Origin of the sequence: Salinigranum halophilum, assembly GCF_007004735.1 — an archaeon.
GTDB lineage: Archaea > Halobacteriota > Halobacteria > Halobacteriales > Haloferacaceae > Salinigranum > Salinigranum halophilum.
Window position 1 is genome coordinate 296,391 of record NZ_ML660182.1, and the last position, 18,917, is coordinate 315,307.

Sequence of the window (18,917 nt, forward strand, 5' to 3'; positions counted from 1 at the left end):
TCTATTCGGTGACGAGCGAGTCGTCTTCGAGGTAGTGCTCGACGTGGTGGGCCGCCTCTTCGACCTCGATGAGGTTCTCTCGGAGCATGTGAGCGGTCGTGGGGTCGCCGAGGTTCTCGGCGAGTTCGATGTGCTCGCGGAGCGTCTCGATGATGTCCCCGTACAGTTCCACGTCGTTCTCGAGGGACGTCCGGATGTCGTAGACGTCGTCACCCTCGGGTTCGACTGGTGCGTGTTCCTCGTGGTTCTTCCCCCCCGAGAGCGGAACGCCGCCGAGCGCCTGGGCCCGCTCTGCGAGTTCGTCGGCGAACTCCTCGGCCTCCTCGGCGGCCTCGCCGAGGAAGACGTGGATGTCACGGAACTCCGCACCCTCGACGTTCCAGTGGTGTTTCTTCAGCTGGTGGTAGAGGACGTACGTCGCCGCGAGGTCGGTGTTGAGGGCATCGACGAGCTGTTCTGCACGGTCGGCATCGATGCGGAGCGCGTCGCTTCCTTCGACGCTCCCGGCGCGCTGTCGGACGGACTGCTGAGTGCTCATTACACTACGACGTAGGGAGAGAAGCCACTTCATGCTTGTGTTTTAGCAAAAATACTTTCTGTAAAGAAAAGAAAAACACTCGTTATGATACATCGTGGGGGGCCGTCTCCTGTGAGAGAGTCACACACATATGTGTCGAGCACGTAGTCTCCCCGCTGGTCTCACTGGACCAGCACGGCGACCGCAAACGACGTGGGTTCTGTCATGGTTTCCCACGGGGTAGGCCTGCGGTCGCCTCCCACTGTCGTCCCCGTTTCGACCCCGACGGGCGGACGTCCGACGGAGAGACGAAGGGAAACGCTCTTTTCGCCCACGGCCGCAGTTTCGACGTATGAGTGACGGGGACGACGCCGCCGATTCGTCTGGGTCGGACGAGGAGCCCACCGCAGAGAGCCTCGAGGAACGCCTCACCGCCGTCGAAGAGGAGCTAGACGCCGCCGAGACGGAGGCCGACCTCGACGAGGTCGAAGCCACCATCGACGACATCGAGAGCGACCTCGAACGCGCGGACCTGCCGGAGCCCGACGAGGACGACGACGACGCCGAGGACCCCCGCGCGGACCTCGAGTCGAAGGTCGACGCGCTCCGCGACGCGCTCGAGGAGGCCCGCGGCCCCTACGGCGAGGACGTGGTGGCCGAGATAGACGAGGCCAAGAGCACCATCGAGGACACCCGCTGGACCGAGCAGGGCGAAGGTGAGGTCGCGGAGGCCGTCGCGACCTTCACCGACGCCGCCGCGGAGACGCTCGACGGCTCGTTCTCGGCCGACGGTGCCGACACCGACTCGCTCGTGGCCGCACTCGATTCCGTCGCCGAGGCAGTCACCGAGGCCGGTTTCGACGCCGACGACGACGCCGAAGAGATCGCTGCGCTCCTGGAGGCGACCGACGCGCTCTCGACCGGGCTCGAGGAGGCCCAGGAGTGGGACGACCTGCTCGTGAACGAGCAGTTGGAGGCGCTCGGCTTCTACGACTGCCTCGGCCACTACAAGGACTTCCCGCCCGAGTGGTCCGCGGTCAAGGAGTGGGAGAAGCAGGGGAACGTCGAGATGGTGTTGCTCGCGCTCGACAAACTCGGCGACTCCGGCTTCATGGAGGAGCACTGCCTCGAAGCCATCACACGCATGGGCGACCCGGGCGCGTTCGACGAGATGCACGCTCGCGCGCAGAAGCGCGGCAAGCCCGCGATCAAGGCGCTCGGAAAGATGGGTGCCGACGCCGAGGACGCGGTGGAGACGCTCGTCGACTACGTCGACGCCGACTCCGACCCGGCCCTCCAGAAGGTGACGTTCAAAGCCCTCGGTGAGATTGGCTCCGAGGAGGCCACCCAGGCGCTCGCGGACAAACTCGCCATGGACAACGACAACGTTCGCCCGCACGCGGCCCGTGCGCTCGGGCTCGTCGGGGACACCCGTGCGGTGAAGCCCCTGACTGACGCCCTGACCGACGACGAACACGACAAGGTCCGCGCCGCTGCGGCGTGGGCACTCCGACAGATCGGCACCGAAACCGCCCTCGAAGCCGCCGCCGGAGCCGCCGACGACACGGCGTTCGTCGTTCAGCACGAGGCCGAACGCGCCGCCGAGACGCTCGCGTCCTCCGACACGGACGCCGAAGCCCCGACGGCGTAACGGCGCTCCTTCTTCCCGTCCAAGAGTTCATAACAGAAGACGCGGCCACCACGCGGCGTGTTCCGCACGCGCCGCCCGACCGTCCGGCTCCTACTCGTCTGTGCGCTGCTCGTCGTGGGGACGACACCCGCGGTGGTCGCCGCCGAACCGACGTCCGCTCCTCGGCTCGTGTCGGTGTACCCGAATCCCCTCGCCGACGGCGACGCCGGGGAGTTCGTCGTCGTCACCACGACAGGGCCGCAGAACCTCACCCTCGCTGACGGCGAGGGGGCCATCGAACTCTCGCTCCCCGGCGGCCCGGTCGCCATCTCGGCGGACCCGACTGCGACGAAGGCGCTCACCGACCGCCCGGTCGTCGCCGTCTCGGGACTCGAACTCGCCAACGGCGGCGAGCGACTCGTGCTCAGCCGCGGGGGGAGAACGGTCGACACCGTCGTCTACGAGGACGCGCCGGCCGGCGAACGACTCCTCGTCGACGGGGACGGACGGGAGTGGCGTCCGCTCGGGTACGAGCCCCGTCCGGTTCTCGCTCACGGGGGCGCGCAGGTGACGGCGTTCGTCCTCCCCGACTCGCCCGACGTCGCGCTGGACACGATTCGGGCGGCCGACGACCGCATCCTCCTCGCGGGCTACACCTTCACCTCGCCGCGCGTCACGCGCGCCCTCGTGGACGCCTCCGAGCGCGGGGTCCGCGTTCGTCTCCTCGTCGACGACGCGCCCGTCGGTGGCCTGACGACTCGGGAGGCCCGGATGCTCGACCGACTCGCTCGGGCGGACGTGGAGGTTCGCGTCATCGGCGGCGAGGGTGCACGCTTCGCCTTTCACCATCCGTGGTCACGAGAACCAAATGCGGCCGAAACACCCCCGTCGCCTTCGCCTGGAGACCGACCGACGGCGCGGGGCGGTTCCGCCATTGAGGCCAGTTCCGCCGCGCACTGGGATTCGTTAAGTGGGTCGCGGCCCTCGCCACGAATGCGGCCGTCGGCGGGGCGGCCCGGAGACGAAGATGAAAGACGAAGAAACGACGAGCGACGGCTATGAAAAGCGCCTCGGCGACCTCGCCGAGGAGATGAAGAGGCACATCGAGAAGTCGGACGACGGATGGGCTGCGGCGCGGGACATGGTGCTGCTGGCCAGCGACATCGACAACCTGCCGGCCGTGAAGAGCGGGGCCAGCAACCCCATGAAGGTGTACTGGAACCCCGTTCACCACATGCTGGCCGAGGGCGACGGGTCGTACCTGGCGGCGTTCGGCCTGGGCGACGGAACAAGGGCGGTCCTCGGAGGAGGCTGGGGGATAGAGGACAGCAACAAGCAAGACCTCGCCGCGTCCGTGGCCGCCATGGGATTCGAGGACCCAGAACACCTCGATAGACATTGGAAGAACATGCAGGGCAACGACGGCGCCGAGGGTGGCCGAGGAGGCCGAGCGCCGGACGAGACAGGTGACAAGCAGCGGCTCCGCCCGCTGCTCGACATGGAGCAGGACAGCGCGTACAACGGGACGGACTGGGAGGCCACGGACGCCCAGAAGGCCGGCGAGGCACTGCTATGGGCGGCCGACGAGTACGGCCTCGGCCTCGAGGACAGGCTCCGCGCCCTCGCGCACGCCTTCGAGCGCACCGACCGGTGGCGGAACAGCATCATGTCGCCGCGGGCCCTGTGGCTCCTCCTCGGGCGCAAGATGCGCGACGAGGACCTGTACGTACAGACCAAGGCGGAGGCCGGCGAGCTCGACGACGAGCTGCTCAGCCACGCCGAGAACATCGAGGTCGAGGCCGAGTGCCGGGCCGAGCGGCTGCGGGGGCTGCTGTGACGGGCGACTGGCTGAGCGTCGACGATCGGACGGCCGAGACGGACGCACTCTGGCACGCCGACTCCGCCATGGCCAGCGCCGAGCTGGGGGCGAGGCTCCTGGACGGCATGGTGCGCGACGTCGGTAACTGGAGGACGGCGTGGCTGCTCATCGGGTATGCGGCGGAGAGGGAGTACGGCATGTTCCTCCGGGACGAGGAGTACCGCGAGCTGGAGGACGACCTCGCGTCCCTTGAGGGGGGCTTCGAGCCGGCCGGCGTGCTGCGCGACAGGCTATAGCCGCGGCGGCCGAGCGCGGCCTCCTTGCCGTGGTGGACGATTTTCGCGATGCTATAGACGCCTCGTTCGCACCGGACCCGTAGCCACATGTCTGGTGCCGTTCGTCGGTCCGGACGAGGGCCGTCTGACGGGCCTCCAGACCCTGATATTCCGGGGATACGGGGTTTGTACGCAGAATATTTCTCGAAAAAAGCCAGGGCCGGCACACCGGCGCCGCAACCGCCACCCTTAGACGCACCGGACGGCGTCCCCGATATGCGATATGGGTCGAAAAACGGCGTGCGGGGTTGGGATGGCCCTCTCGACCAGGTCATCGGTAGCCCAGTGGACGCACAATCAATCTGTGGCCACATGGGTGTGGTGTGCTCCAGGCAGGCACGAGGTGTGGTTTGAGTTATTCAGCGGCCCTTGGACAGGCTACGAGTGGGACCGGTCAAGCCTTTATATAGCGGGGCCAGACGGTTCTTTAAATAGCTGACTGGGCCCTGGTCGGCCTCCTGCCTGGGGTGAAAACGCGGTGCGGGGACAGCCTGTCTGGGGCGGTCGGGCCATTTCGGTAACTTTTACCCTCCCCGGGAGGCCCCGTAGGTGGACCGGTGCAGACGTAGACGAGAGAGACATGTGGTCAGGATAAAGCACGCACGGGCACACGCTCACGAAAAACAAATTGAGCCTACCCCCCAGACAGCCCGACCAGGCCGTCCCCGTACGTCGGTTTACCCCCAGACAGGCCCCCAGTCAGGGGCCCAGACATTGCCCGACCACCCCTATTAAAAGGGCCCAGACGGGTCTATTGCACGCAGGAAAACAAACCGCAGAAAAGTCTACTCGAGGTCCTGTTGGACGGCGCCCTGTTGCGCTATGCCGAGCCACCGTCTGCCGTCCTCGTTCAGCTCGATACCGCGGTAGCAGCGCTTTCTGCCGCCGCCGTGTGAGACGCGGCTGACCTCGACGTCGAACTGGTCTACCCGCTTGAGCTTGGTGGTCAGCTGTCCCTTGGAGAGCTCGGTGACACCCTCGTGGTCGGCCCACGCGTTGTAGGCGTTGAGCATCTGGTCCTTGCCGACCCACTCGCCGTGGTCGCAGAAGAGCTCGGCGAACGCTTGGACCGGGTTGGCGTTCGTGTCGTACCCCCTCCGTATCTCCGCCGCGGACTTCTCGTGCTGCAGCGCGAGCGCGTTCCGCTCCTTCACCCTGTCGAAGGCATCGACGGCGCGGTTGAGGATGCCGGAGAGCTCGGTCTCGGTGGTCATCATCGCGACCGCCTCGTGCTTCATCAGGTCCTCGTCGGTCTCCGCCTCCATGTCCACACCCATGTGGACGGGCACGAGCCTCCGCGACATACCCTTGGAGTCGTCGGCGAACTCCGGAGGTTCGTTCGCCGCGCCGATTATCTGCGCCTCGTTGCTGAAGGCGAACTTCTTGCCGTACTTCTCCCTCGCGCTGACGGTGTTGCCGTCGGTGAGCTCCTTCAGCACGCCGGTGTTCTTGATGACCCCCGAGTCCATGTCCCCGATGATGTTCGCGCGTTTGCCGTACAGCTGGGCCTTGCTCGCGTCCGCGTCGTAGCCGGTCAGGTCCCGGAGGCTCTCGGACGAGACCGAGTCGCCGACGAACTCACGGACGACGTCCAGGAGGGTCGTCTTGCCGTTCGCGCCGTCCCCGTGCAGGATGACGAAGTTGGCCACGGGGTACCCGGGCGAGATGCAGAGGGCGACGGCGTCGTAGACGGTGTCGATGAGCGTCTCGTCGCCCTCGAGCGCCGTGCGGAGGAACGCGTCGAACGCCTCCGGCTCCACGCCCGGGTCGTACCGCACCGGGATGGACTCCAGCAGCATGTGCTCCGGGGAGTGGTCGAGCAGTTCGCCGGTCTCGAGGTTCAGGGTGCCGTTCTCGCAGGCCACCAGCGGCTCGTCGAGGCTCGCGCCTATCTCGTCCTCGTCGACCTTTGTGGCGCTGAGGTGGTACTCGACCTTGTTCTGCTCGTTCTCCGAGGCGTACTTGCCCAGTTTGTCCGCGAGTATCTCGTGCAGCCTGTTCTCGCCGTCGCTCTTCCACGTCCCGGTGCTCGGGTCGTAGCGGAACAGGTCGCCGCTCTGCTCGTGGGAGAACCAGTCGTGGTCCTCGCGGAGCAGGTCGGCGGCGATCATCCGCGCGTCCACGAAGTTGCCGTTGTCGTAGTTCCACCTGACGGTGTCCCAGTCGGTGACGCCATACCCGCCGTCCTCCTTGTCGACGGCGCGCAGGACGCTCCGCTTGTAGCTCTCGCCCTTCCGCGGCCACTTCTTCAGCGCCGGCGGGTCGACGGCGTCGGGCAGGTTCCGCCCGTCCATCGCGTCCCGGACGGCGCCCTTGTCGCCGTCGAACCACCACGCGAGATTTCCGGCGAGCGCCGTCTCCGCGCTCGACCTGTCGTCGAAGCCGCTGTAGTTGCCCGACCAGAGCGCCTGCAGGCTCTCGGAGTCGCTGTCCACGACGGCCTTCTCGAGCCTGTCCCGGTACTCCGCCCGGGACACGGAGGAGGATGTGGACACATCCTCCCGTCCCGTGTCGGGAGCCGGCTCCGGCGCGTCCCTCTCGGGCACCAGCGCGAGCAGCGTCTCCGCGTCGACCTCGAGGATGGGAGCGTCGTTGGCGAGCGCGTACTCGCCCTCGCCGTCCTCGGAGCAGTCGTGGTCGTCCTTGTCGCACGCCGCGAGGGTCGAGCCGGGGCCGACGGTGAACTGGTTGTCTACGCGTATCTCGCCCCACTCCACTTTCGGGTTCCTCGCGCCGCACTTCTGCTCGAAGCGGTCCGCGATGTCCGCCGGGCCCTTCACGTAGAGGTGGCCCTCGTGCGGACCGGCGTGCGGGGAGGCGACCGAGAGGGTGTCGGCGAGCTCCTCAAGCTTGTCGGGGAGCCCGTCGCCGGCGTCGTCCACGTCGATGTCGACGAGCCCGTCGCCGCCGTACACGCCGTAGTTTCCCGACAGCTCCTCCGCGGTGGGCCCGTACCGGTCGTGCCGCCCGACCGGCTTCTTCCACCCGTCGTGGACGTCGATGAAGCGCCCGTAATCGAGGTCGGCCTCCATGAGCCGCTTGGCGAACGCCCTGCGGTCCCGCTTCGTGTCCGGGCTCTCGTGGGACCACACGAGGCCTGCGCAGTCGTCGCACGCGTCCTCGCCGCCGAGGACGGACGATGTGGCCGGCTCCCCGCAGAAGTAGCACGGGTCCGACTCGCCGGAGCCGAACATTCCCGCGCACTCGTCGCAGACCTGTTCGCCCGCGACCTCCGTCGTCTCCCGGTCCGATTCGCACACATGGCAGCTCATAGTCGGCCCGCCTCCGGCTCGTGGGCCTTCCTCGCGTGCTGAATCATGCCCCTGCGGCCGGCGTACTCGCCGTTGCAGACTGGACAGACGCCGTCGTCGGGCAGCTGGTGGAAGCTCTGACCGGTGTGGTCGACGGCGAGGTGGGCGTACAGCCGCGGGACGCGCCGCCCGCAGAACCCGCAGTCCTCGCCTACGACCTCAAGCCGCCCCTCGGGGAAGGCATAGGTGGCGCACGGCGGCGCCTCGGTGTGGTAGCGGGTCCGCCACTCCCAGCCGGCGTCCTCGGCCATGTTGACGAACACGACCTCCACGGCCCGCTCGTCGGGATCGCAGCCGGTGGCCTCGTGCACGGTCATGCCGTCGTAGGCCTCCGTCTCGGCGCACGTGCCCGGGACGGCCACCACGACCGCCGTGTCCGGGTCGCCGTCTTCGGAGTCGACCACGATGTCGCCCGGCTCAGGCATGGGCCACCTCCAAGTCGCGCCCGACGTCGCACGGCTCCGCGTTGCAGTACAGATAGCCGCGGTTGGGCTCGTCGTACCAGTCGGGGTCGCTCACGACCAGCTGTGGGTACCTCTCGGCCATGCTCTCGACCATGTCGGGGCTCCCGGTGAGCATGAGCGGGCTGCCGCACTCGGGGCAGCTCTCGCCCATGTCCATCACGCTGGCGCCGTCGTACGCGAGGGCGTACAGCGCCGCCGCCTCGCGCTGCCCCGGGTCGTCTGCGTCGTACGACCACACGATGTCTTGGGTCATCGCTTCACACCCCCGCGGTTGGAGATGTCGTTGCCGACGAGCTCGTGCGCCTCGCGCCACGAGCCGAACCGCCGGATGTACGTCTCCGGTGCCGCTTGTCCGTTCCGTCTATACTCCGCCATCGTCACGGGTCGTCCGAGCTCCTCGCAGACCCGCTTGAGGTCCGAGATGAGCTCGTCTTCTTCGTAGTTCCTCATGCTTGCGCTCCACGACGGGAGAAGAAGGGCTTATTTTCCGGGAGCGCGTATCCAAACACACTGGTTCTGTGCTTGGGCGCTCCGGCGTCCTCCTTCCAACCGTCTACTCTCATGTACGCCCTGTGCCATATTAAATCCGTCACTGAAAGACTAAATTCAAGTCTTGGTAGTTCTGGATTCTTTATTTTCAGGGCCTGAGCTGCCGGTTCTCTGTTTCCGGAGCCCGCAGGACGCACTCGTGACGACGTGCGGAACCCACTAAATCGTTCCGAGAGCGTAGGTCGTCCTCAGGAGTCCATATTCGGCCCATGCCAGGTCCGGTCACGGGGACGACCGAACGCAAGGGCCGGCCAGAGAAGTCCGGATCTGTGAGAATGTGGAGACGAAACAGTGTGATGAGCGAGAGGCGGGAGCGCTCAGCCCATCATGCCCTTCAGTTCCTCAGCGGGCGGGACCCCGGCCTCGTCGAGGAGCCTCCCGACGGCACCAGTCTGCGTGTTCATGATCATGAGCTTGTAGTAGTTCAGCCGCAGCATCTCGTCCTCCGAGACGCGCACCCTGCTCTTGTTCACCATGCCGTATTATACGATTCGCGGGCTTATCAGACCTTCCCGCCGGGATCAGCGGCTCCGACGGTCTCAGGTTAGGCGCACGGCCCGTATAGAATTATTTACGCGCGTTGTCGAAGAAAGTCCGACCAACTTCGACCGTTGGTAAAATCGACCAAGTGGACCTGGGAGGATGGGGTGTCCCAATGGGGTCGTCATCGGAAATGGGGTGCGAGAAGGCAATCGCATATCGGAGAGGCCTGAGGGACGCCGGAAGGGCAGGGGTTCGGGGACCGGTTCAGTCCCCGACGATCCTCGTGGGCGTCCACTTGCGAGTCAGGCTGAGCAAGGAGGCCTCGTCGGGGCCGCATCCCCAGGTGCACTCCACGTCGGTGACGGTCCTGGCCGTGCAGGACCTCTCGACTTGAACCTGCACGAGCCCGCCGCACGCGTGGGACGGGCACGGCCGGAGGAACACCTCGGTGATGCGGGCGCAGTCAGTCATCGTCCCTCAGCCCCATCCGGTCCAGACGGTCGTACACCGTGTTGCGGGACACGTCCAGCTCCTCGGCGAGGTACGAGACGTTGGCGCCCTTCTCGTACTTGTCCCTGAGCCACTCGAGGTCGACGTCCTCCTCCGGCCTGCCGACCCGGCCCTCGCGCTGCGCCTCGCGGTAGCCGCGCTCCATGCGCTCCCTGATGATCTTGCGCTCGTACTCCGCTATCGAGGAGAGCAGGTTGAACAGCAGCTCGCCCTCCTTGTTCGAGGTGTCAATGCTCTGCTCGGTGACCACGATGTCGATGCCGCGCTCCTCAAGGTCGGCCGCCCATGTGGACAGCTGGTTCACGCTCCGCCCGAACCTGTCCAGCTTCGTGAAGGCGACGGCGTCGAAGTCCCCGATGCGGCTCATCATGTAGTCGAAGCCCGGCCTCTCGTCCGCCACGGCCGAGACGCCGTCGTCCTCGAACACCTCGTAGTCGACGCCCTGGTACTCCGCCCAGTCTACCAGCCTCTGCCTCTGCGGTCCGATGTCCTGGTTGACGGTGGACACCCGGGCGTACAGCGCAACCTTTCCTTGCATGCGCATCTATCTTGGATTTATATCCTAATATGCCCTTTTATCCTGTTGATGATGTATCTTAGGATTTCCCAACAGAGGACGGGAGCCCGACACCGCCTTCTTGGTTACATCCGCTGATATTCAGGACAAAGAATTTATCAATACTTCTGATAGACTGGAATCTATATGAGAGCGAAGGTGAAGTACGGCGCCCTGATAACGGGCGTAGGACTACTGCTCTGGTTTGGCGGCATCGAGATTGGTGGCGCCGACGTGCTGATGTACGGCGGAATGACAGGAATAGTGGTCGGCGGCCTGATGCTCTACCTCGCCTATGAGAAGTGGTACTGCGCCGCCTGCGGGCAGGTCCTCTCCCGCGGCAGCAAACCCGACCGGTGCGAGCGGTGCGGGAGCAATCGCGTGACCACCAAGGACCCGGGTGCGGTCCGCTGAGTCCTCGTTCAGCCGAGGAGCGAGTGGAACACTACAAGGGTGCCGGCGGCGATGCCGGCCATCGAAATAGCGACGATTATTTCTAGCGGACCGTGCGGGATGTGGCCCGACACCACGAGCACCACGACCATCAACACCGTCAGGTAGAGCCAGTCGTCGTACTTACCCATCAGAGAACACCCCGGCCGGCGCGATCCGCACGTCCGTGATTCCGAGCCTCAACTCAAGCTGACGCTCCAGCTCCTGCGCCTCCAGCACGTCGTCGCAAACCGCCATCACGTACGTGTGGTCGTCGTCCATCCACACCCTGGCGTCGACGGCGGCACGGACTGTGGCCACATCCTCTTCGCTTCGGCCGACGATCGCCACTCGGGTCAACGGCGCTCGCGCACATGGTCCATATCCTCCCTGCGGTCCAGCTCCTTGGCCACCGCGTACTTAATGAACGAGCCCGCGTCGTCGAAGCCGGCGTCGCCCATGACGCCCTCAATTCGGTCCTGCATCTCGTCCGGGATTCTCGGTCTCATGTTCGGATCCAGATACGTTCCGCACACTTAAAAGGCCGACTACCGCATCGGCCCCAGAACGGCTCCGGAGGGCTCAGAAACGGCCTGTGTGGCATTTCCACGTACACAACCGTCACCTCGGACGCACCGAGAGGCCTCTCTGATATGCGATATTGGGCCGGAAACGGCGTGCGGGGCGACGGCCGGGCTGTCAACCAGAGAGTTGGGGCGTCGGTGGTCAGAGCTTACTCGATGTACGGTGCACTCGTTGTTGAAGTTTCACACGAATTGATTAGAACTCATACACACGCCCCGCGCGATAATAATCCACCACAGACGGGCTTGGAAGAAGCCTCGAGGAGACAGCATACGTCCCCTCGGCCCGTATGCTCCCGTCCCGCAGCGGAAGAGCTTAACTTCGAAGGACGCGAACCACGCACCATGGTCACCACGGTATCGACCTACCCGACCGAGGAGCAGAGGGACAGGTGGCGCGAGCGGGCCGAGGAGCTGGGCATGACCCAGTCCGACCTCGTCGCCTCGATGGTGGAGGCGGGCCTGAAGGCGTCGGAGGGCTTCGAGCCAGGCGTCGGCATGGACGAGACGGAGGCCGACCTCCGCGAGCAGCGCAACGAGCTCCGCGAGGAGCTGGAGCGTGAGAGGGCCCGCGTCGCCGACCTCGAGGAGCGGGTCTACCGCGGCGAACGGTGCGAGGCCGAGCGCTTCGTGTCCGAGAACCCCGGGTGCTCGCACTCCGAGCTCATCAACCACCTGCAGTCCACCGTGCCCGGCCGCATGGACAGGCTGACGGAGGGGCTGGTGGCCGACGAGACGCCAGACGGGGGCGAGGGCTGGTACCTGCCGGGCGACGAGGGCACCGGCGGCGGCTCGAGCGCGCCGTACGTCGCCGGGACCGGCCTGCCGATCGAGGGGGACCGCTGATGGCCGGCAACAGGCCCACCGAGCCCGGCGAGCTGCTCGGCGTGTACCGGCGGCCCGCCGACGTGCCCGACCGGCACCGCCTGGCCCACCACGCCCCGGCCTACGAGGGCCGCGACGTCATCGGGGAGTGGCTGGCCGAGCACGTCCTGTCGGGCTGCGGGACCGACAACGCAAGGGAGAAAGCGCTGAGGCACGGCCGCAGGTGGCGCGATCATGCCGAGGGCCGGGGCGTGCACCACGCCCTCGCCGGGCCCGGTGACGTCGAGGCCTACGCCGCCTCCCTGTCCGGCAGCGACCGCACCGTGGCCAGGTACTGGAGGCGGCTCGTCGCGTTCTACGAGCACCTCCTGACCAGCCCGGACCACCCCCACCTGTACTCGCCGGTCTACATGGCCGCCGACATGGGAGGGGCGGCGCGCGAGGCCTGGGACACGGCGGCGGGGGTGCGGTGATGTCCCGCGAGGACGTGGCCGCCGCCTTCGGCCGCGGCCTGGACCCGCTGGCGGAGCACGCACCGGTGTTCGAGGACCTCGGGCTCGACGTCTTCGAGGCCTTCCTCGGGGAGACGGGCCCCAGGGCGCCGAACACGGAGCGCAACTACCGCAACAGCTTCCGGCACTGGCGGAGCTTCATGGAGTCCGAGGGCCGGCACCCCGCCTGCCCGTCGCGGTCCCACGTCGAGCGGTACGTCCGGGCCCGCGCCGACGACGGCGTGCGGGCGTCCACCATCAGGACCGAGCTCGTCCACGTCGGCGCCGCGCACTCGTACTGGTGCAGGGACGAGGCGTACCCGCACACCGCCGACTTCGACCCGTTCGACGTGGACCCGCCGTCCGACGCCAGGGCGCCGGTGGACGACTACCCCAGGGTGACGCTCGACGACCTGCGGGCCGCGGTCTCGTCGACCGGCCACTACCTCGACCGGGCCGTGCTGGTGCTCCAGCTGAAACTCGGGCTCAGGGCGACGGAGCTCTGCAATGTGCGGATGGCGGAGGTGAACCCCGACCACGGCGGCCTGCGCGACTTCTACCCCGACATCGGCACGCACCCGGAGGTGGCGGACAGGCCGGGATCGCTGTACGTGCCGACCGGCAGGGAGGGCAACAAGTCGAAGCGCGCCCGCGTGCTGCCGCTGGACGACGAGGCCAGGCGGTGCCTCGCGCGCTACCTGCTCGTGCGGCCGACCTGCGGGCGGGGCGGCGTGTTCCTGAGCAAGCGGGAGAAGGTGCCGCTGACGAACAAGCACGTGTCGCGCGTCTGGAGGGCGGCCATGACGGGCCGCCTCGCCGACCCCGACGGCAAGCGGCCGGTGCGGAGCCACTACGGCCGGCACCACTTCACGACGTACTGGGACGTGCACCGCGACTGGAACTCGGAGCTGGTGGCGTACATGCGGGGCGACGCCGCCGGGAGCAGGAACGCCGGCGGCTCGGACTCGATGAGCCACTACCTGCACGCGCACTACGAGGACATCGAGGCGCCGTACCGCGAGCAGGTGTTCAAGCTGGGGGTGTGACGGGCTACAGGAACCTCTCCTCAAGCTCCGGGTGCTCGAAGTCGTCGTCGAGGGTGTCGGCCCGGAAATCGTGTTCGAAGTACAGGAGGACCCGTGAAACGACGCGGCGGACCTTCACGGCGTTGACGCTGCATATCTTGAGCCTGACCTCGTCCTGCACGAGCTCGTAGTCCCTGACGCCATGGTCACCGTCTATCTCGTCCAGGGCCGACCTGAGCTCGGCGCCGTTCTTTTGCGAAAGCAGGTGGCGGACCGTCGTCTGCCGTGTGGCCTCGTTGAGATGAACCGACGGGTGGAGCTTCAGGGAGACGTCCGACCGCGGCGGGACGAAGGACACCCTGTGCAGGAGCGGCCTGACGCTGATCCTCATCGGGCCATAGACCGGGGCCAGCTGCTCGAGGGACTCGCGAATGCCCGCGCGCTTTTGCGAGAGAAACGAAACGCCGCTGATGACTATCGTGACGAGCAGGAGGAGGAGCTGCACCACGTCAATGAGGGCCAGTTGTCCGAGGGTGTCCAGCACCTGGTTCAGCATCGGTCGAGAGTCACGGTGGATGGGCGAGGCGTCATCCCAGGCGTGCTATCGGGCTCAGCCTGTCCTGCTCGACGACGTAGACCTCATCCCCGTACCTGTCGGGCCAGAGCCTGCGGGACCTGCTGAATCTGAAGGTGGACGAACGCCTGACAACCGGCCTCGGTGCGCACCCGAAGACCCTGTACTCGCGCCTGTTGAGCTGCTGTACGAGGATGTAGTAGTCGGCGGTGAGCTCGCCGTGAGTGGAGACATGGAGGCGCGGGCTATTGACGCGCGGGCCGACGGTCTTAACGTCGACACGCATTCCCCTGTACCGGAGGTCGAATCCGGGGTCGCCCCCCTCGTATATCTCGGTGTCGAACTCCCCCGTCACGCCGAGGTGCTTCGACACTGCGTACTCCCCCAGCGCGCCGCGCTCGTGATTGGGTATCGTCCCCCTGCCGTCCCTGGCGCGCATGGCACCCAGCTCCGCGAGGGCCTCGACGCGCCCCGGCTCGAGCCTCACAACCGGCAGCTCTGCGGCGTCCAGCTCCGAGACCGGGACCAGCGGCTTGAGGAACCGCAGGATGTCGTCGCCGGCCAGGGCTGCCCTGCCGTCCCCGCTCATGTCCCACCCCCGCTGATTCGCTTGAGGATTGAGTCTCTCACGTTATCTTCCAGCTCGTCGGCCCGGACGTGTATGTGGATGTGGGTCACCGTCTCGCCGTCTGTTTGTACGTCCGCTCCGGTCCTGGCTGCGACGGAATCCTGTGCGGGCTCCTCCTCTGCGCCCTCTGCTTCCTCCTCCTCCGGCTTGTCGTCATCGTCGGGTGTGTCTTCGCTCGGCAGCGGGTACTCCTCAACGAGCTCGGACGCGTAGGACTCAAAGTCGTCGCTCAGGGCGAGCCTCGTCTGGTATCCCCTCCTTCCGGCCTTGTATTCACCGAGGCCAGCGGCCTGGGCGGTCTTGATGAGGACGTTGACCTCGCGGTCCTCGACCTCCGCCCGGACGGATTTCTGCAATTCCTCCCTGAAGCTGTCCTGCGAGACGGCCGGGACATCCTTGATGACGTCAATTTTGCCCGACGCGTAGGCGCCCGCTATCGCCTCCCGGTAGGGTTCGTAGTCCTCGATGGCCTCGCGGAATATGCCCTCCACGGACTCCTGACCCTCGAATTTCGGAGAGTACGCCAGACCCGATCCCGGGCTAGTGAGACCAAACACGTCATCATCCTCCTCGAGGAATCCGAGAAGGACGCCGTAGTGGAGGGTCCGACGGACCGTCTTCTGGTTCTCGTCGAATCTGTCGTAGATTTCCGACCTGCCCATCCTGCCGCTCTCCCTGATTAGCCTGGTGATTTCGTGGAGGAGCTCGGGTTTGGCCCTGTGAGGTAAGCCGGCGGATGTCATCTGCCTCGTACATCAATCCGCGGCGCCTTAGTATTAACGGTCCGGACCTCTTTCTGAACGGCGCCCATTGTCCACATGTAGACAACCGCCTTCACGGGGCCACTCGAGCCCCAATTTGAGCATTCGATATTTGACGTTGACAGGGACATCTTTGCTGGGCCGGTCCGATATTACTGGCACCACATCTCTTGTGCTACCGCCGAGAGCGCATCCAGTTTCCGAGCCCATCACCTGTTTCCAAGGGTCGAGGTCGACTCTGAAGTACAGAGTGCGCCGCAACGCCCGTGTCTTACCTCGTGACAGGAGTGAATCGGATCAAATTTAAAGCGAACTGGTGACGAAACCGAACCTATGACCGAGGACAAGGAGTGCTTCGTCATCTGCCCCATCGGCTCCGAGGGGAGCGACGAGCGCGAGCGGTCGGACAAGCTGATGGAGCACATCATCGAGGAGGCGGTCGGGGGATACGGCTACACCGCGGTCAGGGCCGACCAGATGAGCGATCCCGGCAGCATCACGAGACAGATCATACAAAAGGTGGTGGAGAGCGACCTGGTGATTGCGGACCTGACCGGCCACAACCCGAACGTGTTCTACGAGCTGGCCGTTAGGCACGCCACAGCCAGGCCCTTTATCCAGTTAATTGATTCTTCGGACACCATCCCGTTCGATCTCGCCCATATGCGCACCATAGATTACGATTTTGACGTCAGCAACGCCGCTCAGGCATCAGAAAAGATAAGCGAACAAATAGCAACAATCGAGGAAGGCGACAGTGAGTTCGACAACCCAATTGCCCAGTCAGCTAATTTCAAATCTTTGCTCGAGAGCGAAGACCCTGCTCAAAAGAGCATCGCGGAATTACTGGAAGGGATGGCCAATATAAACAAGAGACTCGATGTTATTGAGAACGAAGTGACGAAAAATCAATTGGAAGATATGACCGATCTGAATGACGTTTGGAGAAATATAGCACAAAAAGAGGATCAAGCTGCGAGAAATAAACAGATCAGGGAGCTCGTGAATAGCCTCGGCGATGAAGAACTGGAGAAACTGAGAGAGGCAAAACAAGAACTAGATTTCATAAATAAAGATGAAGACTTGTAATAGGTGCAAAGTCTCAAAAATGCTGGTATGCAGATCTGTTTTCTGAGCCCACCACGCACACTACGAGGACATCGAGGCGCCGTACCGCGAGCAGGTGTTCAAGCTGGGGGTGTGAGAATAGGTTCCGCCAAAATGGCAAGCCGGAGGAAAATGTTACGCCAGAGCCAACCTGCCTGGCCACTGGACGGGTTCACTGGGGTCATCAGCCCTTTGTCGTTGTGCCGGTAATACTGGGTGCCCGGAAGGCTTTTCACCCGCAGTGTCATTTTATCTGACACGCTTAGCATGGCCGTGACAAGAGAGAGGCTGCACGAGCTAATCGAGTCACACCCGAAATATCAGAAACGGGTGTATATTGACTACATTCTTGAGTTGGAAGACGAGAGGGAGATTGAACTTGAGGAGTTGTCGTTTGTGCCAAGTAACAACACGCTTGATACCTGGTTCTCCGACGGAGCGGAGCGCGAGGCACACATTGAGTCGGGTGAGCACAAGAAGCTTAAGCGGTATGCCGCCTCATACTTCAGGGAGACGGGATGTGACTCGGTGTCCTTCGAGGTCGAATCGTGGTTCGGCCGGCCTGACGTAGGGTGTACCGGGGCAAAACGCTTCGCGGAGTGCGGTGTCGTCCGCGTTGGCAAGTTCGTTGAGGCGTTCGGTCTTGAGACGAACATAGACCTACTCGGCAGACCCAATCCGAAGTACGACATCGCAGAGGAGATAATCTACCTGCCTTACCGTTCGAACGAGGAGACGCCACCGGTCACAATCATTTCGATGAAAAACCGGAGGACTGGCGAATGAAGGTCCTGAGGCACACCAGCGCGAACGACATCCTGATGAGCCCGGATGAGATGGACCTGGCCCTCAAGGAGTTCGGAATCGGCAGTAGATTCTGGCTTGCGTACTCTCTCTTCGGCAGGTGTGGGCTGAAGTCAAACGAGGCGGTGCGCATCAACTCCACGAACATTGTCGAGGACCACGACCCGCTGCTTCTTGAACTCGAGAGCTCCGGGGGTCATGGTGACCTGAGGCGCGTCCCGATTCCGAACGACATCGCCACGTGCATCATCGGGAGGGACCGGGTGGAGCAGGGCTCGGGACCGACGCTCGACATAGCGACTCGGACCATCAGGAGTTGGTCCAACAGGGTAAGAGACGAACTCGTTGAGAAGACCGGACAGGAAGAGTGGCGCCACCTCTCTCCGAAGTCGTTCCGTCATTCCTGGGCGAAGAACCTGCTTGAGGACGGCATCCCGCCGCAGACCGTGATGCGCTGGGGTGGCTGGAGGGACCCTGTGAGCTTCCACAATCTGTATATCGCCGACGACAAGCGGTCTGACTACACCCAGGTCTATGACACGAGTGTCTTCAAATCGAAGTCTCCCCACTACCTGAACGACGAAGACGCGCCTTGATGTATTTATTAAGCGACTGCATCCAGTTTCTGAGCCCACCACCCGAAGTACGCCGTCGTCGACCACGCCGCGCTCGTACTCACGGAGAACTGGAAACCATCCGGGACCGGTGGTCGCTCCAGCCGCGGCTGGGGCGTCCGCGTCGATTCTCCCACGCTGGCGGCCGACCTCGCGGCCCTGTTCGCCTCCGATATCGCCGGCCGCGACGTCACCTCGTGGACCCGCTTCCGACGCGGACGGGCGTTCACCGAGAGCGACCCGCTGCCGGCGTCGACGTTCCCGACTCGCCACGCACCCGAACGCGTCCAGGTCGACGCGGTCCGACTTCTGACCGCGCCGGGGAACGCGGAGCGTGCTGTCGTCGGCGTCGTCGACGAGACTGACGAGCGCCTCGACGTGGTGCAAGTCTCCGTCGAACGCGACCACCCGTTCACCCGTGCGGCGTTCGACGCGGCCCGCCGCGGTGTCGAGGTTCGGGTCCTCCTCTCGGGGGCGTGGTACGTCCGTCAGGAGAACGAGGCGACCGCCGAGTGGATGAACCGGCGGGCCGAACGCGAGAACCTTCCGCTCACCGCGCGCGTCGCCGACCCCGGCCAGCGGTTCGAGAAGATTCACGCCAAGGGAATCGTCGCCGACGACACGGTACTCGTGGGGAGTCTGAACTGGAACCGCCACTCGTCGCGAGAGAACAGGGAAGTGGTCCTCGCACTGGAGAGCGAGGCGGCCGCGAGCTACTACCGCGAGGTGTTCGCGGCGGACTGGCGGGGCGGTCGCGGCCCCGGTGGGCTGGTGTGGGTCGCCGCCGTCGCCGCCGTCGCGGGTGTGGTGCTCGCGTGGCGGCGGCTCCGGTTCGAGGGCGCGGTCGACCTGTCGGGCGCGTGGGACGGCGAGGGCCACCGCACCGACCGGTGAGTAC

At 65.2% G+C, this 18,917-nt stretch carries 25 protein-coding genes; 12 read left to right on the forward strand and 13 right to left on the reverse strand.

What is annotated here, in order from left to right; genetic code table 11:
- Position 1: 1 nt before the first annotated feature.
- A complete protein-coding gene (dpsA, locus tag E6N53_RS01535; RefSeq protein WP_142856353.1) occupies positions 2 to 538 on the reverse strand; it encodes a DNA starvation/stationary phase protection protein DpsA in 537 nt (178 codons plus the stop codon).
- Between the two features lie 331 nt (positions 539 to 869).
- Here dpsA and E6N53_RS01540 point away from each other — a divergent pair, with 331 nt between their 5' ends.
- Genes E6N53_RS01540 through E6N53_RS01555 form a run of 4 tightly spaced genes read left to right on the forward strand, consistent with a single transcriptional unit; the run spans position 870 to position 4,262 of the window.
- Entirely contained in the window at positions 870 to 2,168 is a 1,299-nt protein-coding gene (locus tag E6N53_RS01540) for a HEAT repeat domain-containing protein (RefSeq protein WP_142856355.1), read from the forward strand.
- A gap of 57 nt (positions 2,169 to 2,225) precedes the next feature.
- The gene (locus E6N53_RS01545) at positions 2,226 to 3,209 is read left to right on the forward strand and encodes a phospholipase D-like domain-containing protein (protein ID WP_142856358.1); all 984 of its coding nucleotides are present in this window, start codon (positions 2,226 to 2,228) and stop codon (positions 3,207 to 3,209) included.
- A complete protein-coding gene (locus tag E6N53_RS01550) occupies positions 3,175 to 3,984 on the forward strand; it encodes a hypothetical protein (RefSeq protein WP_142856361.1) in 810 nt (269 codons plus the stop codon). The genes E6N53_RS01545 and E6N53_RS01550 overlap by 35 nt, the downstream gene beginning before the upstream one ends.
- Positions 3,981 to 4,262, forward strand: coding sequence for a hypothetical protein (locus tag E6N53_RS01555; RefSeq protein ID WP_142856363.1), 282 nt, complete (start codon positions 3,981 to 3,983; stop codon positions 4,260 to 4,262). The genes E6N53_RS01550 and E6N53_RS01555 overlap by 4 nt, the downstream gene beginning before the upstream one ends.
- 824 nt (positions 4,263 to 5,086) lie before the next feature.
- On the opposite strand, the gene E6N53_RS01560 is transcribed toward E6N53_RS01555, so the two are convergent.
- From E6N53_RS01560 to E6N53_RS01575, 6 genes are all read right to left on the reverse strand, one after another.
- Positions 5,087 to 7,573 (reverse strand): phage/plasmid primase, P4 family, encoded by a 2,487-nt coding sequence (locus E6N53_RS01560; RefSeq protein WP_142856365.1) that lies wholly within the window; start codon positions 7,571 to 7,573, stop codon positions 5,087 to 5,089.
- Complete coding sequence (locus E6N53_RS20580) at positions 7,570 to 8,037, reverse strand: hypothetical protein (protein ID WP_161596499.1); 468 nt, start codon at positions 8,035 to 8,037, stop codon at positions 7,570 to 7,572. The genes E6N53_RS01560 and E6N53_RS20580 overlap by 4 nt, the downstream gene beginning before the upstream one ends.
- The gene (locus E6N53_RS01565) at positions 8,030 to 8,329 is read right to left on the reverse strand and encodes a hypothetical protein (RefSeq protein WP_142856367.1); all 300 of its coding nucleotides are present in this window, start codon (positions 8,327 to 8,329) and stop codon (positions 8,030 to 8,032) included. Before E6N53_RS01565 ends, E6N53_RS20580 begins: the two co-directional genes overlap by 8 nt.
- Positions 8,326 to 8,526, reverse strand: a complete 201-nt coding sequence (locus E6N53_RS01570) for a homing endonuclease associated repeat-containing protein (protein ID WP_142856369.1) — start codon at positions 8,524 to 8,526, stop codon at positions 8,326 to 8,328. Before E6N53_RS01570 ends, E6N53_RS01565 begins: the two co-directional genes overlap by 4 nt.
- A gap of 416 nt (positions 8,527 to 8,942) precedes the next feature.
- Complete coding sequence (locus E6N53_RS20585) at positions 8,943 to 9,098, reverse strand: hypothetical protein (protein ID WP_161596500.1); 156 nt, start codon at positions 9,096 to 9,098, stop codon at positions 8,943 to 8,945.
- A gap of 473 nt (positions 9,099 to 9,571) precedes the next feature.
- A complete protein-coding gene (locus E6N53_RS01575) occupies positions 9,572 to 10,156 on the reverse strand; it encodes a recombinase family protein (protein ID WP_161596501.1) in 585 nt (194 codons plus the stop codon).
- A 165-nt stretch (positions 10,157 to 10,321) separates the two neighbouring features.
- Between E6N53_RS01575 and E6N53_RS01580 the strand changes: the two genes are divergently transcribed.
- Positions 10,322 to 10,588: a hypothetical protein gene (locus E6N53_RS01580; RefSeq protein WP_142856373.1), complete on the forward strand. Its 267-nt coding sequence runs from the start codon at positions 10,322 to 10,324 to the stop codon at positions 10,586 to 10,588.
- Positions 10,589 to 10,596: 8 nt separating this feature from the next.
- On the opposite strand, the gene E6N53_RS20590 is transcribed toward E6N53_RS01580, so the two are convergent.
- The 3 genes from E6N53_RS20590 to E6N53_RS20595 are packed head-to-tail and all read right to left on the reverse strand — an operon-like array spanning position 10,597 to position 11,115.
- Complete coding sequence (locus E6N53_RS20590; protein WP_161596502.1) at positions 10,597 to 10,758, reverse strand: hypothetical protein; 162 nt, start codon at positions 10,756 to 10,758, stop codon at positions 10,597 to 10,599.
- A complete protein-coding gene (locus E6N53_RS01585) occupies positions 10,751 to 10,957 on the reverse strand; it encodes a hypothetical protein (protein ID WP_142856375.1) in 207 nt (68 codons plus the stop codon). The genes E6N53_RS20590 and E6N53_RS01585 overlap by 8 nt, the downstream gene beginning before the upstream one ends.
- A gap of 5 nt (positions 10,958 to 10,962) precedes the next feature.
- Positions 10,963 to 11,115 (reverse strand): hypothetical protein, encoded by a 153-nt coding sequence (locus tag E6N53_RS20595; RefSeq protein WP_161596503.1) that lies wholly within the window; start codon positions 11,113 to 11,115, stop codon positions 10,963 to 10,965.
- A gap of 420 nt (positions 11,116 to 11,535) precedes the next feature.
- On the opposite strand from E6N53_RS20595, the gene E6N53_RS01590 reads away from it, so the two are divergent.
- From E6N53_RS01590 to E6N53_RS01600, 3 genes are read left to right on the forward strand one after another with little or no spacing between them, the layout of a single operon-like run.
- Positions 11,536 to 12,036, forward strand: coding sequence for a hypothetical protein (locus tag E6N53_RS01590; RefSeq protein WP_142856377.1), 501 nt, complete (start codon positions 11,536 to 11,538; stop codon positions 12,034 to 12,036).
- Positions 12,036 to 12,488, forward strand: a complete 453-nt coding sequence (locus E6N53_RS01595; protein ID WP_142856379.1) for a hypothetical protein — start codon at positions 12,036 to 12,038, stop codon at positions 12,486 to 12,488. Before E6N53_RS01590 ends, E6N53_RS01595 begins: the two co-directional genes overlap by 1 nt.
- On the forward strand, positions 12,488 to 13,552 hold the full coding sequence (locus E6N53_RS01600; RefSeq protein ID WP_142856381.1) for a tyrosine-type recombinase/integrase: 1,065 nt from the start codon (positions 12,488 to 12,490) through the stop codon (positions 13,550 to 13,552). The genes E6N53_RS01595 and E6N53_RS01600 overlap by 1 nt, the downstream gene beginning before the upstream one ends.
- Before the next feature lie 4 nt (positions 13,553 to 13,556).
- Here the strand turns inward: E6N53_RS01600 and E6N53_RS01605 are convergent, their stop codons facing one another.
- From E6N53_RS01605 to E6N53_RS01615, 3 genes are read right to left on the reverse strand one after another with little or no spacing between them, the layout of a single operon-like run.
- Positions 13,557 to 14,087: a hypothetical protein gene (locus tag E6N53_RS01605; protein ID WP_142856383.1), complete on the reverse strand. Its 531-nt coding sequence runs from the start codon at positions 14,085 to 14,087 to the stop codon at positions 13,557 to 13,559.
- A 31-nt stretch (positions 14,088 to 14,118) separates the two neighbouring features.
- Positions 14,119 to 14,694 (reverse strand): hypothetical protein, encoded by a 576-nt coding sequence (locus tag E6N53_RS01610; protein WP_142856386.1) that lies wholly within the window; start codon positions 14,692 to 14,694, stop codon positions 14,119 to 14,121.
- Complete coding sequence (locus E6N53_RS01615) at positions 14,691 to 15,476, reverse strand: hypothetical protein (RefSeq protein WP_142856388.1); 786 nt, start codon at positions 15,474 to 15,476, stop codon at positions 14,691 to 14,693. The genes E6N53_RS01610 and E6N53_RS01615 overlap by 4 nt, the downstream gene beginning before the upstream one ends.
- Before the next feature lie 351 nt (positions 15,477 to 15,827).
- Between E6N53_RS01615 and E6N53_RS01620 the strand changes: the two genes are divergently transcribed.
- The 4 genes from E6N53_RS01620 to E6N53_RS21205 all read left to right on the forward strand — a co-directional run bounded on the left by E6N53_RS01620 (position 15,828) and on the right by E6N53_RS21205 (position 18,913).
- Positions 15,828 to 16,583 (forward strand): hypothetical protein, encoded by a 756-nt coding sequence (locus E6N53_RS01620; RefSeq protein WP_142856390.1) that lies wholly within the window; start codon positions 15,828 to 15,830, stop codon positions 16,581 to 16,583.
- 291 nt (positions 16,584 to 16,874) lie between these two features.
- The gene (locus E6N53_RS01625) at positions 16,875 to 17,387 is read left to right on the forward strand and encodes a hypothetical protein (RefSeq protein WP_142856392.1); all 513 of its coding nucleotides are present in this window, start codon (positions 16,875 to 16,877) and stop codon (positions 17,385 to 17,387) included.
- Positions 17,384 to 18,001: a site-specific integrase gene (locus tag E6N53_RS01630; RefSeq protein WP_142856394.1), complete on the forward strand. Its 618-nt coding sequence runs from the start codon at positions 17,384 to 17,386 to the stop codon at positions 17,999 to 18,001. The genes E6N53_RS01625 and E6N53_RS01630 overlap by 4 nt, the downstream gene beginning before the upstream one ends.
- Before the next feature lie 327 nt (positions 18,002 to 18,328).
- Positions 18,329 to 18,913: a phospholipase D-like domain-containing protein gene (locus tag E6N53_RS21205; RefSeq protein ID WP_269090090.1), complete on the forward strand. Its 585-nt coding sequence runs from the start codon at positions 18,329 to 18,331 to the stop codon at positions 18,911 to 18,913.
- Positions 18,914 to 18,917: the final 4 nt, after the last annotated feature.

Bases quoted from the DNA above. Each gene is read 5' to 3' on its own strand.
- dpsA (WP_142856353.1), bottom strand. From the start codon at position 538: ATGAGCACTCAGCAGTCCGTCCGACAGCGCGCCGGGAGCGTCGAAGGA.
- E6N53_RS01540 (WP_142856355.1), top strand. From the start codon at position 870: ATGAGTGACGGGGACGACGCCGCCGATTCGTCTGGGTCGGACGAGGAG.
- E6N53_RS01550 (WP_142856361.1), top strand. From the start codon at position 3,175: ATGAAAGACGAAGAAACGACGAGCGACGGCTATGAAAAGCGCCTCGGC.
- E6N53_RS01560 (WP_142856365.1), bottom strand. From the start codon at position 7,573: ATGAGCTGCCATGTGTGCGAATCGGACCGGGAGACGACGGAGGTCGCG.
- E6N53_RS20580 (WP_161596499.1), bottom strand. From the start codon at position 8,037: ATGCCTGAGCCGGGCGACATCGTGGTCGACTCCGAAGACGGCGACCCG.
- E6N53_RS01565 (WP_142856367.1), bottom strand. From the start codon at position 8,329: ATGACCCAAGACATCGTGTGGTCGTACGACGCAGACGACCCGGGGCAG.
- E6N53_RS01570 (WP_142856369.1), bottom strand. From the start codon at position 8,526: ATGAGGAACTACGAAGAAGACGAGCTCATCTCGGACCTCAAGCGGGTC.
- E6N53_RS01575 (WP_161596501.1), bottom strand. From the start codon at position 10,156: ATGCAAGGAAAGGTTGCGCTGTACGCCCGGGTGTCCACCGTCAACCAG.
- E6N53_RS01580 (WP_142856373.1), top strand. From the start codon at position 10,322: ATGAGAGCGAAGGTGAAGTACGGCGCCCTGATAACGGGCGTAGGACTA.
- E6N53_RS20590 (WP_161596502.1), bottom strand. From the start codon at position 10,758: ATGGGTAAGTACGACGACTGGCTCTACCTGACGGTGTTGATGGTCGTG.
- E6N53_RS20595 (WP_161596503.1), bottom strand. From the start codon at position 11,115: ATGAGACCGAGAATCCCGGACGAGATGCAGGACCGAATTGAGGGCGTC.
- E6N53_RS01590 (WP_142856377.1), top strand. From the start codon at position 11,536: ATGGTCACCACGGTATCGACCTACCCGACCGAGGAGCAGAGGGACAGG.
- E6N53_RS01595 (WP_142856379.1), top strand. From the start codon at position 12,036: ATGGCCGGCAACAGGCCCACCGAGCCCGGCGAGCTGCTCGGCGTGTAC.
- E6N53_RS01600 (WP_142856381.1), top strand. From the start codon at position 12,488: ATGTCCCGCGAGGACGTGGCCGCCGCCTTCGGCCGCGGCCTGGACCCG.
- E6N53_RS01605 (WP_142856383.1), bottom strand. From the start codon at position 14,087: ATGCTGAACCAGGTGCTGGACACCCTCGGACAACTGGCCCTCATTGAC.
- E6N53_RS01610 (WP_142856386.1), bottom strand. From the start codon at position 14,694: ATGAGCGGGGACGGCAGGGCAGCCCTGGCCGGCGACGACATCCTGCGG.
- E6N53_RS01615 (WP_142856388.1), bottom strand. From the start codon at position 15,476: ATGACATCCGCCGGCTTACCTCACAGGGCCAAACCCGAGCTCCTCCAC.
- E6N53_RS01620 (WP_142856390.1), top strand. From the start codon at position 15,828: ATGACCGAGGACAAGGAGTGCTTCGTCATCTGCCCCATCGGCTCCGAG.
- E6N53_RS01630 (WP_142856394.1), top strand. From the start codon at position 17,384: ATGAAGGTCCTGAGGCACACCAGCGCGAACGACATCCTGATGAGCCCG.